12 protein-coding genes are annotated in these 14,473 nt (G+C 65.9%); 7 read left to right on the top strand and 5 right to left on the bottom strand.

Annotated features, from left to right (window positions below):
• Positions 1-20: 20 nt before the first annotated feature.
• The 3 genes from LVJ94_04560 to LVJ94_04550 are packed head-to-tail and all read right to left on the bottom strand — an operon-like array spanning position 21 to position 2,043.
• The gene (locus tag LVJ94_04560; GenBank protein WXB06516.1) at positions 21-920 is read right to left on the bottom strand and encodes a PhzF family phenazine biosynthesis protein; all 900 of its coding nucleotides are present in this window, start codon (positions 918-920) and stop codon (positions 21-23) included.
• A 58-nt stretch (positions 921-978) separates the two neighbouring features.
• Positions 979-1,317 carry a histidine triad nucleotide-binding protein gene (locus LVJ94_04555; GenBank protein ID WXB06515.1) on the bottom strand — a complete coding sequence of 113 codons (339 nt, stop codon included), beginning with the start codon at positions 1,315-1,317 and terminating at the stop codon, positions 979-981.
• Positions 1,318-1,335: 18 nt separating this feature from the next.
• The gene (locus tag LVJ94_04550; protein WXB06514.1) at positions 1,336-2,043 is read right to left on the bottom strand and encodes a class I SAM-dependent methyltransferase; all 708 of its coding nucleotides are present in this window, start codon (positions 2,041-2,043) and stop codon (positions 1,336-1,338) included.
• A gap of 76 nt (positions 2,044-2,119) precedes the next feature.
• Here LVJ94_04550 and LVJ94_04545 point away from each other — a divergent pair, with 76 nt between their 5' ends.
• The 3 genes from LVJ94_04545 (at position 2,120) to LVJ94_04535 (ending at position 8,445) form a co-directional block, all read left to right on the top strand.
• Positions 2,120-4,000: a hypothetical protein gene (locus LVJ94_04545; protein WXB06513.1), complete on the top strand. Its 1,881-nt coding sequence runs from the start codon at positions 2,120-2,122 to the stop codon at positions 3,998-4,000.
• Positions 4,000-4,380, top strand: coding sequence for a hypothetical protein (locus LVJ94_04540; GenBank protein ID WXB06512.1), 381 nt, complete (start codon positions 4,000-4,002; stop codon positions 4,378-4,380). The genes LVJ94_04545 and LVJ94_04540 overlap by 1 nt, the downstream gene beginning before the upstream one ends.
• Positions 4,381-4,509: 129 nt before the next feature.
• Positions 4,510-8,445 carry a response regulator gene (locus LVJ94_04535; GenBank protein WXB06511.1) on the top strand — a complete coding sequence of 1,312 codons (3,936 nt, stop codon included), beginning with the start codon at positions 4,510-4,512 and terminating at the stop codon, positions 8,443-8,445.
• Here the strand turns inward: LVJ94_04535 and LVJ94_04530 are convergent.
• The gene (locus tag LVJ94_04530; protein ID WXB06510.1) at positions 8,420-10,099 is read right to left on the bottom strand and encodes a formate--tetrahydrofolate ligase; all 1,680 of its coding nucleotides are present in this window, start codon (positions 10,097-10,099) and stop codon (positions 8,420-8,422) included. The genes LVJ94_04535 and LVJ94_04530 overlap by 26 nt on opposite strands.
• A gap of 13 nt (positions 10,100-10,112) precedes the next feature.
• Positions 10,113-10,970, bottom strand: coding sequence for an L-erythro-3,5-diaminohexanoate dehydrogenase (locus tag LVJ94_04525; protein WXB06509.1), 858 nt, complete (start codon positions 10,968-10,970; stop codon positions 10,113-10,115).
• A gap of 445 nt (positions 10,971-11,415) precedes the next feature.
• Here LVJ94_04525 and LVJ94_04520 point away from each other — a divergent pair, with 445 nt between their 5' ends.
• From LVJ94_04520 to LVJ94_04505, 4 genes are all read left to right on the top strand, one after another.
• Positions 11,416-12,378: a DUF4388 domain-containing protein gene (locus tag LVJ94_04520; protein WXB06508.1), complete on the top strand. Its 963-nt coding sequence runs from the start codon at positions 11,416-11,418 to the stop codon at positions 12,376-12,378.
• Positions 12,379-12,465: 87 nt separating this feature from the next.
• On the top strand, positions 12,466-13,077 hold the full coding sequence (locus LVJ94_04515) for a TetR family transcriptional regulator (protein WXB06507.1): 612 nt from the start codon (positions 12,466-12,468) through the stop codon (positions 13,075-13,077).
• A 21-nt stretch (positions 13,078-13,098) separates the two neighbouring features.
• A complete protein-coding gene (locus LVJ94_04510; protein ID WXB06506.1) occupies positions 13,099-13,935 on the top strand; it encodes a class I SAM-dependent methyltransferase in 837 nt (278 codons plus the stop codon).
• A gap of 184 nt (positions 13,936-14,119) precedes the next feature.
• Positions 14,120-14,299 carry a hypothetical protein gene (locus LVJ94_04505; GenBank protein WXB06505.1) on the top strand — a complete coding sequence of 60 codons (180 nt, stop codon included), beginning with the start codon at positions 14,120-14,122 and terminating at the stop codon, positions 14,297-14,299.
• Positions 14,300-14,473 lie beyond the last annotated feature (174 nt).

The raw sequence follows: 14,473 nt of genomic DNA, 5'->3' as shown, positions 1-14,473 counted from the left end.
TCCTGTGAATTCTCCTTCTTCTAGAGATGCAGGACGCCTTCGGCGGCGATGACGCCGCGGCCGGCGAGGCGGACGTCGGTGCCCTTGACCGAGATTTCGAGCTTGCTGGGGCGGCCCATGGCGTAGCCCTGTTCGATGATCACGACGGAGCCGTCGGCGACGATGGTCCTTGCCACGAGTTGTGCGGCAAGGGGGCCGGCGGCGGTTCCGGTGGCGGAGTCCTCGACGATGCCCGCGGTCGGGTTGAAGAAGCGGGCGTACGCCGTCGAGGTCGAGTCGACGGGATCGAGCGCGAAGACGTAGCAGCCCTCGCCCCCGACCTGGCGGAGCACGGAGCGAAGCTTCTCCGAATCCGGACGCACGCGGTCGACGATGCGGCGCTCGCGCAGGGGAACGAGGAAGTGCCCCGCGCCCGTGGAAACGACCTGCGGCGGGAGGCGCCGAACATCGATGTCGTCATCCTCGATGCCCAGAGCCTCGGCCAGCGCCCGCGTCTCGATCAGGGTCGCACCGAAGGCGGGGACCGAGTGCTTCATCACGATGCGCTGCACCTTGCCCGCGTCGTAGGTGACGTCCACCGGCAGGACTTCGTCGCCGATCTCCTGCTGAAACGTGGTGCGCGTCCCTCCATCTTTCCCTGGCTGGACGAAACCGCCCGCCGCGAGAAGCCACCACGCCCCCAGTGCGTTGTGCCCCGCGCCGAAGACCTCCGTGCCGGGTGCGGTGAATGAACGCAGCCGATACGTCGCCCCCGGGCGCGTGGGCTTCAAGATGAACGTCGTTTCGGCCTGGTTGAACTCCCCCGCGATGCGCTTCATCGTGGCTTCATCGAGCGCGTCGGCATCGAGGACCACGGAAAGCGGATTTCCCTCTAGGGGTGCAGAGGCGAAGACATCGACCCAGTAGAACTTCATATCCATCCCGGATACGTAGGGCTCGTCTTCGTATTATCAAGTTATACCGACAACGTGCCCGCCGTCAGCCGGGCGGCCAGGCCAGGGGTCGCCCGCCCAAGACGTGCAAGTGCAGGTGAAAGACGCTCTGGCCCGCGTTTTCACCGTTGTTCACCACGAGGCGGTAGCCGTCTTCCAGCTTCAACGTCTCGGCGACGTGACGGCCGGCGAGCATCACCTGCCCGAGCACGTTCACGTCCTCCTCCGTCGCCTCGCCGATGCCGACGATGTGCTTGCGCGGGATCACCAGCACGTGCGTTGGCGCCATCGGACGGATGTCGTGGAACGCCAAAACATGCTCGTTCTCGTACGCGAGCTTCGCCGGCACTTTTCCTTCAACGATGTTGCAAAATAGGCAGCCCATGGCCGCGAGCATACCTGCCTAGGAGGCAGTCGGCGCAAGCTTCATCATGAAGAGTACGGGCCAGCCCAAGTATTTCGCCGCGCGCGGCACGCTCGAGGCCAGCTCTTCGCCGACGGCGTGTTCGGAAAGATGCGCGACGCGAAGCCCCGCCGCGAGCGCAGCCATCACGTAGTCGCTGATCACGTTCGGGCTGCTTTCCGGGCGCGTTTCCTGGCCCGTCGCGGGATCCGTGAAGCGCGCCTGCACACCGCGCAGCATCATCGCCGGGTGCATCACCGAGACGACGATGAAGCCGTCGTGCTTGCAGATGCGCCCGAGCTCGCGGAACAACGCGTCGAGGCTCGCCGTCGGCACGTGGTCGAGCACGAGGCAGTTGATCACGCGGTCCATGCTGCGGTCGGCGAGAGGGAGCGGCTTCGAGATGTCGTGCAGCACGAACGCGATGTCGCCGACGGCCGCCTTGGCCTTGGCGCGCCCGATCATGCCCTCCGAAAAATCGAGGGCGGTCACACGCGCTCGTTCGGCCGCCAGGCGCACGGCATGGCGACCCGTTCCGCAGCCCACGTCCGCGACGGACAGGCCGCGGACGTCGCCGAGGTGCCTTCGTACCTCGGGTTCCTCCAGCAAAATGAGCGGATTTTGCTCGGTGTCGTAAATCTCGGCCCAGAGATCGTACCCGTCTCGCGTCGATACAATGCGCGGCGTCGCGCCCGGTGTCGTACTCATGCCGGACATTATATTCAATAATGCGAATGGATGTAAATAGAGCTCCCCAACGCGCCTGCCCGCTAAGCTAGGGCCCGTGCGTACGCATCCTTTTGGTTTGCCTGGTTTGACGGGCTTGGCGCTCTTCGTGGGGCTCGTGGCCGGACTCGGTCTCTCGTTGCCGCTTGCGCGCGGGCAAGCGCGCAATCCGACCATCGGCGTGAACGAGATCAAGGAAGGGATGAAAGGCTACGGCCTTACCGTCTTCCGCGGGACCGTGCCGGAGCGCTTCGACGTGGAGGTCGTGGGCGTGCTGCACAACTTTCGGCCGTCTCAGGATCTCATCCTGATCAAGACGCCCCACCCGCGTTTGAACATCACGCGCAACGTGAAGGGCATGAGCGGGAGCCCGATCTACCTCGACGGCGGAAGGCTCGCCGGCGCGTACGCCTACAGCCTTTCCAATTTTCAGGCGGAGCCCGTGGCCGGCGTCACGCCGATTGCGCCCATGCTGACGGAGATGCAGCGCCCCATCCCGCCGGGCTTCTGGCCGAGCGATCGACGAGGGCCCCTGCCCGCGGCGCCGCAACCGGCGTCCCCGCGACGGGCCTCGCTCGATTCGAACGGCTTCGAGGGCGCGCCCGGCGGCTACAGCCTGCTCGCGCACGCCGAGCAAATGGCCAAGCGGGTGGCGCGCGATCGCTCGGGGCCGGTGCCCACGGGGACGCCGCTTCTCATGGCCGGCGTGGGCGATCGCGCGGCGCAACTCGCGCGCAAGCTGTTCGAGCCACTGGGGCTCGAACCGATGGCGGCCGGCGGCGGCCAAAGCCCGCGAGCCGATGCGCCGCAACACTACGTCGACGGCGGCGCCATCGGCGTGCAGCTCACCAGCGGCGACGTCTCGATGATGGGCCTCGGGACGGTCACGCACGTGCAGGGCAACAAGCTCGTCGCCTTCGGGCACCCCATGTTCAACGCCGGCGATAGCGCTTTGCCGACGGCGATCGGGAGCGTGCTCTGGATTTACGCCAGCGAGCAACACAGCTTCAAGGTCGGCGAGGCGGTGCGCCCGCTCGGGGCGCTGGTGCAAGATCGCCAGAGCGCCATCGTCATCGACGAGAAGCAGTCCGGGCCCACCTTCCCGGTGCGGGTCGAGGTGAAGGGCGTGGAGGTCGCACCGCGCAAGGTGTGGAACAGCGACGTCGTGGAAGAGAAGTTCATGAGCCCCAGCCTCATGGCCACCGTCTTTGGCTCGGTGGTGGAGGCCACCATCAGCGAGCGGCGCGACGTCACGTGGCAACTGCACTCCAAGGTGAGCATCAAGAACCACGGCACCATCGAGTTGGACGACTTCGGCGTGGCCGTCGGCGGCTTGCCCGAGGCCGGTGAATGGGCGGCCTCCCGCGCCGTTCGCGCGGTGGGCGATGTGCTCAACAACCCGTGGGAGCCCGCCCGCATCGAGCGCGTCGAGTCGACGCTGAATGTGCAGTATACACGCGACTTGTGGCGCCTGCGCGGGGTCGAGCTCCTCGACGACGAGGTGGACGCCGGGCAGCGCGCGCGCATCACTCTGCATTTGAGCCCGTTCGCGGGGCCGGACGCGGTGCGCACCATCGAGGTGACCATGGCGCCCGAGCTCGCGGGGCGCGAGGTCGAGCTGGAGATCGTGCCCGGCTACGAGGTGACGCCGGAGCTGTCCGCGCCGGAGAACCTGACGCAGCTCATTGCCAACGAGCCGCGCCAGAGCGTGATGCCCAAGAGCGTCGTGGTCCAATACCGCGTGCCCTCGCAGGGCGTGACCTACCGCGGCCACGTCGCCGCGCGCCTACCCGACTTCGCCCTGGACGCGCTCCGCCCCACGCACGCCAGCGTGGGCCCCGATCCGTTCAACAGCTACGTGCGGACGGTCATCCCGATGGATCGGTACATCGATGGGCGTGACCGCGTGAAGGTGAAAGTCCGCGAGAACCTCCGGTGATGAAGCGCGCGCTCGCACTCGGTGCATTCCTGGTCGGCGCCCTTCTCGGCACCGCGTGCGGCAAGGCCCCCGGCACGAGCGCGCCCACCCCCGACTCGTGCGACGGGCGCCGCGAGACGGCGCAAAAGCAGGTGCAGGATACTATCGAGTACCACCTGCAGTGCTCGACGGACAACGATTGCACGCAGGTACCGTTCGCGACCCTCTGCTTCGACTCGTGCACCCGCGCCGTGAACACCCAAGGCGTCTCCGCCGTTCGCGAGGCCGTCGCACGCGTCGACCAGACGGTGTGCGCCACCTATGAGCAGGATCACTGTCCGCTCATCCACCCACCCTGCCTTCCGGCCACCGCGATCTGCAAACACGGCTACTGCCGTTGAGGAGATTTGCCGCGTACGGGCGGTACCGTGGCAAGCTGCCACAGGCATCGCGCGAGCGACGGAACGCGAATTCATCGAGAAATCGCTGGATAGAATGGGCACGGCGGCTGCACATGCGGTGACGCCCCCATGACTTCCTCGAGCGTGTTGCAGCCATCTCCTCCCTTCGTCGTCGGCATTGGCGCGTCGGCGGGTGGACTCGAAGCACTCGAGCGCTTCTTCGATTGCCTGCCCAACGATACGAACATGGCGTTCGTCGTCGTGCAGCACCTATCGCCCGACTTCAAGAGCTTGATGGACGAGCTCTTGGCCCGGCACACCGAGCTGCCCATCTGTCTGGTCGAAGATGGGATGACGATCGAACCGAACCACGTCTACCTCATCCCGCCCAAGAAAGAGATGATCATCTCGGGCGGCAAACTCCTGCTCAGCGAGCGCGATCGCCAACAGGAGCTGACCTTGCCCATCGACGTCTTCTTCCGTTCCCTCGCGCAAGACTGCCGCGAGCGCGCGGTCGCCATCGTCCTGTCGGGCGGAGGGACGGATGGCTCGCGGGGCATCCGCGACGTGTTCGACTCGGGTGGCTTGGTCATCGTGCAGGACGAGGAGAGCGCACAGTTCGACGGCATGCCTCGGACCGCGCGGGATGCCGGCGTGGCGCATTGGGTGCTCGCCCCCGGCGAGATGCCGCGCGTCCTTTTGGAGCACGCCGCGCGTCCGAAGGGTCATCCGCTTTCGCCCGAGCCGTCGCCGAGCAGTCTCCAATCCGTGTATCGGCTGCTGGAGCAAGAATTCGCCATCGACTTCACGCACTACAAACCGAGCACGGTGACCCGGCGCATCGAGCGGCGCTTGCAACTCGCGCGCGCCGAGCACCTGGATGGCTATTTGGAGCGACTCAAACGCGAGCGGTCGGAGCTCGACATCCTCTACCGCGATCTCCTCATCGGGGTGACGCGGTTCTTCCGCAACGAGGAGGCGTTCGAGGTCCTGGAAAAGCGGGTCCTGCCCGAGATGCTGCGCCGCGGGCCGCAAGATGCGCCGTTTCGCGTGTGGGTCGCCGGCTGCGCGACCGGAGAGGAAGCCTACTCGCTGGCCATCCTGCTTCACGAGCTCGCGAGCCGCGCCGGCAACCGGCCGGTGAAAATCTTCGCCACCGACGTGCACGCGGGCTCCCTCGAGATCGCCGCGCGCGGGATGTACGACGAAGAAGCGGTCAAGAACGTCGCGCCCGCGCGCCTCGAGCGCTATTTTTTGCCGCGTGGAAAAGGCTTCCAGATCGTGCCGGAGATCCGGCAGATGCTGGTCTTCGCCCAGCACAACGTCATCAAGGATGCGCCCTTCACCCGCGTCGATCTGGTGAGCTGCCGCAACATGCTCATCTACCTGCAGCCGGCGGCGCAGCAAAAGGTGCTGAGCCTCTTTCACTTCGGATTGAACCGAGGGGGCGTCGTGTTCCTGGGCCCCAGCGAATCGCCGGGGGCGTTGGTGCACGACTTTCAGCCCATCGATCGGTACTGGCGCATTTTTCAGAAGTACAGCGACGTGCGCATCCCCGTGGAAGCGCGCCTCAAGCCCGCGAGGTTCGCCGATACGTCGTCCCTGGCCCCCACCTCGTCGGTGCCGGGCTTCGGCCGTCAATCGTTCTCGCACTTGCTCGGTACGTACGATGCGCTGCTCGAAGCGTTCATGCCTCCGAGCCTGCTCGTGAACGAGCGCGGGGAGTTGCTCCACGCCTTCTCCGGGGCGAGCCGTTTTTTGGCGCGCCGCGATGGCCGGCAGGCGCTCGACATCCTGGAGATCGTCGGCCCCGAGCTGAAGATGGTGCTCGTGGGCGGATTGAAACGCGCGCTGCAGGAAACGTCGCCCATCGTCTTCAAGGGCGTGCGCATCGACGACGCGCAGGGGCTGCACAAGGTCACCCTGCGCCCGATCCGCGGCCGGGCGGGGAGCCTGCCCAACGTGCTCATCTCCTTCGAGGCGGCGGAAGGGCTGCTCGAACACGTGCCGCGCTCGATGGAGATCGACATGGGGCGCGTCTCCGAGGCGCACCTGGCCGCGATGGAGGCGGAGCTCTCCTCGACGAAGGAAAACCTGCAGTCGGCCATCGAGGAGCTCGAGACGAGCAACGAGGAGCTGCAGGCGGCGAACGAAGAGCTGCTCGCCTCCAACGAGGAGCTCCAGAGCACGAACGAAGAACTGCAGAGCGTGAACGAGGAGCTTTACACGGTCAACGCCGAGTACCAGCGCAAAATCTCCGAGCTGACCGAGCTCACGAACGACATGGATAACCTGCTGGCCAGCACCGACGTGGGGGCCATCTTTCTCGATCGCGATCTCAAGGTGCGCAAGTTCACCCCGCAGATCGCCGAAAAGTTCCATCTGTTGCCGCAAGACGCGGGCCGCTCGATCGAGACGTTCAAGCACACCATCGATCACCCGGGGCTCATCGCGGACCTGAAACACGTGCTGGCCACCGGCGAACGCATCGAGCGCGATCTCACGACCCATCACGACAACGCATTCTTCTTGCGCATCCTCCCCTACCGCGCGAAGGGCACCGTCGATGGCGTGGTGCTCACGCTCATCGACGTGACCGGCCTGAAAATGGCGGAGGACGCGCTCTTTCACGAGCGCTACCTGCTCAACAGCCTGCTCGGTGGCGTGGCCGACGCGATTTACTTCAAGGACGCCAGCGGGCGGTTCATCCGCGCGAATCGGCCCGTGCAGGCCTTCGGGGCACCGGGCCGAGACGACGAGGTGTTGCGCAGCGGCCAGGCGCAGCACGAACAGCTCGAGCGCCACGTGCGCGACGACGGCGGCGAGGGCTGGGATCGCGCAACCCGGCTTCCCTTGCGCGATCGCCAGGAGCGCATCGTCGGGGTCATCGGCATCTTCCGCGATGTGACCGAACAGAAGCGCGCCGAGGAGAAGATCCGCGAGGCGGTGCGACGGCGCGACCAGTTCCTGGCCATGCTCTCGCACGAGCTGCGCAATCCGCTGGGAGCCATCGTCATCTCGACCGCGCTGCTGAAGGAGACGCCCGCCGAGGACGAGGCGCGGGTAAGGCTCATGCAGATCCTCGAGCGGCAGTCGCAGCAGATGGCGCGCCTTCTCGACGATCTCCTGGAGGCGAGCCGCGTGACACAGAACAAAATCGAGCTGCGCAAACAAGTCGTCGATTTGCGTGCGTCCGTGCGGGACGCGGCGGATGCCGTGCGCAGCATGATGGACGCGCACGAGCTGCAGTTCGACGTGCAAATCGATCCCCAGGCGATGGGCGTCTACGGCGATCCGACACGCCTGCAGCAGATCCAGGTGAACCTCCTGAGCAACGCGGCGAAGTACACGCCGCGCGGAGGGCACGTGGTGCTCGAGGCGAAGGCGGATACCGAGCACGCGGTCATCCGGGTTCGCGACGACGGCGTCGGGATTGCCAAGGAGGTGCTCGACACGGTGTTCGAGTTGTTCGTGCAGTCGAAGCGCACGTTGGACCGCTCCGAGGGAGGGCTGGGGCTCGGCCTCACCCTGGTGCGCTCCCTGGTCGACATGCACGGCGGCACCGTGGCCGCGATCAGCGATGGCGAGGGCAAAGGCGCCGAATTCGTCGTCCGGCTTCCCCTCGTCCGCGAGCCGGTGGACAAGGCGCAACGCACGCGCCAAACGGCAGCGCGCTCACCGCGAGGCTCGCGGGTGGTGGTCGTCGAGGACAACACCGACAGCCGCGACATGCTGTGCACCCTGCTGAAGCACGCGGGCTTCGAGTGCCGGACGGCGCACGATGGGCCGAGCGGCATGGCCCTCATCGAGAACATGAAGCCGGACGTCGCGATCATCGACCTGGGGCTTCCCGGCATGAACGGCTTCGAGCTCGCACGCCGTCTCCGCCGTGCGAAACTCTCGCTCTATTTGGTCGCGCTCACCGGCTATGGGCAATCCGCCGATCGCATGGCCGCGCTCGACGCCGGGTTCGACGAGCACGTCGTCAAACCCGTCCACGCGGATGCGCTGCTCGCGCTCTTGAAGGGCGCGCGCGGCGTCAGTCGTTCTGCATCAGCCCCTTGATCTGCCCCGAGGGAAGCAGCTTCACCTGGCGAGCGGCCGGCACCTTGGGCAGGCCGGGCATGGTCATCATGTCGCCGGTAAGCGGCACGATGAAGCCGGCACCCGCGCTCAGACGCACCTCGCGCACGCTGATCACGAAGTCGCGCGGGCGGCCGTACACCGTGGGATCGTCGGTCAGGGAGAGCTGCGTCTTGGCCATGCACACCGGGAGCTTGTCGTAGCCGAGCTCCTTGATGCGCTTCAGATCTTTCTCCGACGACCCGACGAAGACGACGTCCTTGGCCCCGTAGATGGTGCGGGCGATCTTGCGGATCTTCTCCTGCGGCGCGTCCTCGAGCTCGTAGACGTACTTGGGCTTGGGCGGATCCGCATCGGTGGCATCGACCACCTCGGTCACCACACGCGCGAGGTCGAGCGAGCCCTCGCCGCCCCGGCCGAAGCCTTCGCTGCGGGCCATGCGCGCGCCGAGTTTGCCCGCAGCCTGCTCGACCAGCGCGAGCTCCTCCTCGATGTCGTTGGGGAAGACGTTGATGGCCACGATGGGCGTGAGCCCGTACGCTCCCGCATTTTCGATGTGCTTCTCGAGGTGTGCGAGGCCCTTCTGCAGCGCATCGCGATTGGGCTCGCCCGAGCTCTTCACCGGCGCGCCGCCGTGCATCTTGAGCGCGCGGAGGGTCGCCACCAAAACGACGGCACGAGGCCACACACCGGCGATGCGCGCCTTGATGTTGAGGAATTTCTCGCCGCCGAGGTCGAACCCGAAGCCCGCCTCGGTGATGGCGTAGTCCCCCGTCTTGATGGCCAGCTGCGTGGCGAGCACGCTGTTGCAGCCGTGGGCGATGTTGCCAAACGGCCCCGCGTGCACGAACGCCGGGCCGCCCTCGAGGGTCTGCACCAGGTTCGGCTTGAGCGCGTCGCGCAGGACGGCGCACATCGCCGACGACGCGCCGACTTGCCCCGCGGTGATGGTCTTGCCGTCGTAGCTCGAGCCCACCACGATGCGCGAGAGGCGCTGCTCGAGGTCGGCGTAGTCGCGCGCCAGGGACAAAATGGCCATGATTTCGCTGGCCGCGGTGATGTCGAACCGCTCCTCTCGCACTTTGCCGTGCGACTTGCCGCCTAGGCCGATGATGCACCGACGCAGGAAGCGATCGTTCATGTCGAGCGCCCGCCCCCACGTGATGGTGCGCGGATCGATCTCCCCCGCGCCCTCGAAGGTGTCGCGGAAGTAGACGGCGTTGTCGACGAGGGCGCTGAGCAGGTTGTGCGCCGTGGTGATGGCGTGGATGTCGCCGGTGAAGTGCAGGTTGATCTCGTCGGCCGGAGTGAGCGACGCCTTGCCGCCGCCGGTGCCACCGCCTTTGACGCCGAAGACCGGTCCGAGCGACGGCTCGCGCAGTGCGAGCACGGCGCGCTTACCGAGGCGGCGCATGCCCATGGCCAGCGCGATCGACGTGGTGGTCTTCCCCTCCCCGGCCGGCGTCGGGTTGATCGCCGTGACCAGGATCAAGCGCCCGGCATTGCGGGAACCGGGCCGAGAGGCCACGTCGAGCGCGATCTTCGCTTTGGTTTTGCCATACGGCTCGATGTCGTCCGCTTCGAGTCCGAGTTCGGCCGCAACTTCCGAGATGGGGCGAGGGGAAAAATTCGTCATGGCGGGACGAACTTTACCCGTAGCGCGTCTCGAAGAGGGCACGAATCGCGGGGAACTCATGCATCATCGCCAAGGTGTGCGCAGCGTGGTCCTCGGCGTACCCGTTGCCGATCATCAAGTCGACGTCCTTGCTCACGCCCTCCGCTCCAAGGGCGGCTTTGGTGAAGCTCGTCGACATGGCGAAGAAGTAGACGATGCCGCGGTCACGCGTGGCCATCACCGCGGCCATCTCGGTGTCGGGCACGTTGACGCAAGAGAACGTGACGTCGACCTCGCGACCGTCGTTCGCCTCGAGCACCGCACGCCGCACGGCGACGGGATCGCGCGCGTCGATGGTGAGCACCGTGTCGCAGATGCCCAGCGCGCGCAGTTCGTCGGCGTAACGCGGGTAGCTTTCCACGGCGATGACGCGGCGCGCGCCCTTCGAGGCGCCGAGCCTGCGGCGGGCCTCGGCCGCACAGAGGATGCCGCTTTTGCCACCGCCGCCCAGAACGAGCACGGAGCTCATCTCCGGCTTCACGAGCCGCGCGACTTGGGGTGCCGCACCCGCGACATCGAGCACGGCGAGCGCGAGGCGCTCCGGCATCTCGCTCGGCAACTTCACGAGGCTCCCGCTCTCGAACAACACCGCCTGCCCCGTCACGTCCAACTGCGCGCTCTCCGCGCGCACCGCGGTGATTCCATCGAGGCGGAGCGGCGTGAGGGAGAGCGACACCAACGTCGCCACGCGATCGCCGACGGCGAGGCCTTCGTGCACGCGCGCGACGCGTCCATCCGCCGTCGGTGCGATCTGAGCCACCCGACCGAGAAGCATCCCGCCCGAACCGGTGACGGGGTTGTGCTGCTTCCCTCGCGTCGCGACCGTCTCCATCACTTTTTGCCCAACGAGGCCGCCACCTACATCCGAGGTCGGATGTCCGGAAGTACCCGCCTCTTCCATTTGCCGAAAGCTCGCGGCATCAATGTTGAGTGTCTCCACGTCGATGAGGATTTCGCCGTGGAAGAGTCGGGAAAAATCGTTGTCAATTCGCCACGCTGGCTGCGGTAGAGCCCCCGCCGGCTCAAGCGTTCGATGGGTGCCAAATCGGTCACCTTCGGGCAGCACAGGGACGGATTTGTATGGCTGAGGCGGCTGGACAAAAACGGGGGGACGAGAAGTCATTTCGCGCTCGACTTGACCAGGTTTGCGAGGACTCGTTACTCTTTTTTTTCCGAAGACGATCCTCGCCTCGGAATCCCCCGCGCCGCGGATTCCCGCGGTTGCACCCAGTGGCGCATAGTCGCGCGTGGCAAACCTTCTGTCGACTCCCCCTAGCATGCAAGATCCGTCACCGAAGGCGGCTGCTCCGACGACCCTGCGACCCGGGCGGGCGTATGTCCTTCGGTTCATCAGCGGGAAGTACCAAGGGGGGGAATTCCCCGTCGTTCCCGACAAGCAGATCATCGTCGGTCGCTCGAGCGATCTCGACATGGTGCTCGTCGAGGACATGGTCAGCCGCAAGCACGCGAAGATTCACATGCAGTCGGATCAGATCTGGATCGAAGATCTGGGATCGACCAACGGCACGTTCGTCAACGGTGAGAAGATCAAGCGCGCCCGCCTGAAAGAAGGCGACCGCGTTCTCATCGGAACGAGCATCCTCAAGCTGATTGCGGGCGAGAGCACGCGCGACAGCACGGCGGACGCAAAGCGCGAGCTGGAGCACGTGGCGGCGCAACGCCGTACGAGCCAGGCGCGGACGATGTCCGGCAGCATCGAGGAAGTTCCGCTGCCCGACCTGCTTCAACTTTTCGGCACCTCGAAGAAGAGCGGCGTGCTCGTCATCCGGACGGACGACGACATCGGTCGGATCTTCATGCGCAAGGGCAACATCTACTACGCCGTCATCAACGACCTGGATGACGTGCCCGCGCTCAAGAGCATCTACCGCATGCTCACCTGGCAAAAGGGTCTCTTCGATCTCGATCCGCCGGACGATCGTGAGTACGCCGGCGAGATCGACGTGAGCGTCCAAGAGATCCTCATGGAGGGTCTGCGCCAGCTCGACGAGTTCAATCGCATCCGCGACGACCTGCCCGATCTCAACGCGCGCTTGTCGCTGCTTTCGCCGCTCGTTCCGCCGCTGCGCGATTTGAAACCGATGGAGCTCGACGCGCTGCAGCTCGCGCTCAACTACGGTCACCTCGAGACCGTGATGAACAAGAGCCAGTCGACGGATCTCGAGACGGTGCAAGCCGTGTTGAAGCTGCTCAAGGGCGGCTACCTGAAGACGGAATAAGCGACTCGATCGCGCCCCTTCGTGCTGGGGCTGCGGTCGAGTTCGTTTACTGGAATTTAACTTGTCATACGGCCAGCAAGTTTCATCATGGGACGCGTGGACCGTCGCACGCAGGCAGAACGCAGCACGGAATCGCGAAAAAAGCTGATCGACGCGGCGATTCACCTGCTGGCGACGCGTGGCTACGCGGGCACCACGCTGGCGGAGATCGGTCAGCTGGCGGGTCTCAGCCGCGGCATGGTCACGCACCACTTCGGCACGAAGGAGGCGTGTGTCGAGGCCGTGGTGGGGGCAATCCACTCGGGGATGCTGGGGGCCGTGCAGGAGGGCATGGGGGGCCGGCGCGGGGTGTCCGCGCTGGATGCCTTGGTCGACGTGTACTTCGCGCTGTTGCGCGGGCAAAGCGCGGGCGCACGGGCGATGTTCATCGTGCGCACGGAGGCGGTGGCCACGGTGCCGCGGATCCGAGAGCTGATCGCGGAGAACAACGAGGCGCTCCGTCGCTTCATCACGACGAGGCTCGCCGAGGGCATCTCCGACGGCGAGATGGACGCGCAGCTCGATCCCGACGTCACGGCGGTTCTCGTCGAAGGCGTTCTGCGCGGGTCGGGCGCGCAATGGCTGATCGATCCGCAGCGGGTCGACCTGGATGCCGCCGGCACGGCGCTCAAACGAATCTTCCGCGCGCGATGCCCGTGAGCATTCGCATTGGAGGGAACCATGCGTGACAATCAATCGAGTTCGACCGCCATCGGCGTGGCCAGGCAACGTGCCGCGCATCAATTGTTCGATCGTCCGTTGGTCTTCGAAGATCCCCTCGCCGTTCGGCTGACGGGAAGCGAGGACGAGTTGCTGGACTTCACGCGTACTGACGAGGGCGAGACGAAACTGCTCCGCGCCTTCCTCGCCGCGCGAAGCCGCTACACCGAGGAGGCCTTCGAGGCCGCCTTCGCGCGCGGCGTGCGCCAATACGTGGTGCTCGGCGCGGGGTTCGACACCTTCGCGTACCGTCACAGGCTCGACGCGCTGCGCGTGTTCGAGGTGGATCACCCCGCGACGCAGGCGAGAAAGCGCGAGCTGCTCGGCCACGCGGGGATCGAGGTGCCGGCGTCATTGACGTACGTCCCCGTCGACTTCGAGAAGGACACGTTGCGCGCGTCGCTGGTGGCGAACGGCTTCCGCTTCGACGAACCTGCGTTCTTCTCGTGGCTCGGGGTCACGATGTACCTCACGCACGCCGCCATCCTGGACACCCTAGGGATGATCCACCAAGGCGCGCGCGGTTCGGAGGTGGTGTTCGACTACCAGATCGATCCCGCCTACCTCGGCGAACGCGATCGCGCCGTCGTGGCCGCCCTCACCGCGCGCGTGGCCAAGCTCGGCGAACCATGGATCTCGCATTTCCTGCCCGAGTCCCTCATGCAAGAACTCCGCACGATGGGCTTCCGCCACGTCGAATCCATCGGGCCACAGGTGCTGCGCGCCCTCTACTTCCGCAACCGCGACGACGGCCTAAGCGTGTCGAACCGCGCCCACTTGATGCACGCGCGGGTGTAACGGGCACAGACTGTCCTGGGACACCGGGAAACTGTCCGGGACACCATCGAGAGTACGTGAGACTGCCTGATTTTCCGCGGACCTCGTTGGCATCATGAGTGCTCTCATCCCCGCGTCATGAACACGACGTTCGACGGATTGCCGTGAATTGGTCGCGATTCCGACAGAGGAGTAAACTCGAGACATGAATTCCCAAACGCAGGCCCACGCCCTATGGCTTCCGCACCCGGACGATGAGGCGGACGTGCGCTCCGCCATGGACGCTGCAGACCGTGGCGATTTGCTATCGGCCGAGGCGAGTGAGGCGTTTCTTCAGTGGATCGAAGGAGCGGAAGATGAATCGTGGCGCGCCGAATTAGAGTAACGACATGGTACGCGCGCGAAGCTTCCCGTACTCTTCGCCGGGGATCACTTCGCGGGCTCGCGGTGGCGCGAACGATTCGAGCGCTCGCCGATGCCGAGACACTTCCTGGGCCTTCGGACTTCGAGTCGACGGTCCGGCCCGTGGGACGCGCTTGGGTCCGACGGGTCGCCGATA

Source organism: Sorangiineae bacterium MSr11367 (assembly GCA_037157805.1).
Lineage (GTDB): Bacteria > Myxococcota_A > Polyangia > Polyangiales > Polyangiaceae > Pendulispora > Pendulispora rubella.
This window is presented reverse-complemented; position numbering and strand designations above follow the sequence as displayed.

What these genes read in the sequence shown, in the direction of transcription:
- LVJ94_04560 (WXB06516.1), bottom strand. Translation starts at nt 920, where the DNA reads ATGGATATGAAGTTCTACTGGGTCGATGTCTTCGCCTCTGCACCCCTA.
- LVJ94_04555 (WXB06515.1), bottom strand. Translation starts at nt 1,317, where the DNA reads ATGGGCTGCCTATTTTGCAACATCGTTGAAGGAAAAGTGCCGGCGAAG.
- LVJ94_04550 (WXB06514.1), bottom strand. Translation starts at nt 2,043, where the DNA reads ATGAGTACGACACCGGGCGCGACGCCGCGCATTGTATCGACGCGAGAC.
- LVJ94_04540 (WXB06512.1), top strand. Translation starts at nt 4,000, where the DNA reads ATGAAGCGCGCGCTCGCACTCGGTGCATTCCTGGTCGGCGCCCTTCTC.
- LVJ94_04535 (WXB06511.1), top strand. Translation starts at nt 4,510, where the DNA reads ATGACTTCCTCGAGCGTGTTGCAGCCATCTCCTCCCTTCGTCGTCGGC.
- LVJ94_04530 (WXB06510.1), bottom strand. Translation starts at nt 10,099, where the DNA reads ATGACGAATTTTTCCCCTCGCCCCATCTCGGAAGTTGCGGCCGAACTC.
- LVJ94_04525 (WXB06509.1), bottom strand. Translation starts at nt 10,970, where the DNA reads ATGGAGACGGTCGCGACGCGAGGGAAGCAGCACAACCCCGTCACCGGT.
- LVJ94_04520 (WXB06508.1), top strand. Translation starts at nt 11,416, where the DNA reads ATGCAAGATCCGTCACCGAAGGCGGCTGCTCCGACGACCCTGCGACCC.
- LVJ94_04515 (WXB06507.1), top strand. Translation starts at nt 12,466, where the DNA reads ATGGGACGCGTGGACCGTCGCACGCAGGCAGAACGCAGCACGGAATCG.
- LVJ94_04510 (WXB06506.1), top strand. Translation starts at nt 13,099, where the DNA reads ATGCGTGACAATCAATCGAGTTCGACCGCCATCGGCGTGGCCAGGCAA.
- LVJ94_04505 (WXB06505.1), top strand. Translation starts at nt 14,120, where the DNA reads ATGAATTCCCAAACGCAGGCCCACGCCCTATGGCTTCCGCACCCGGAC.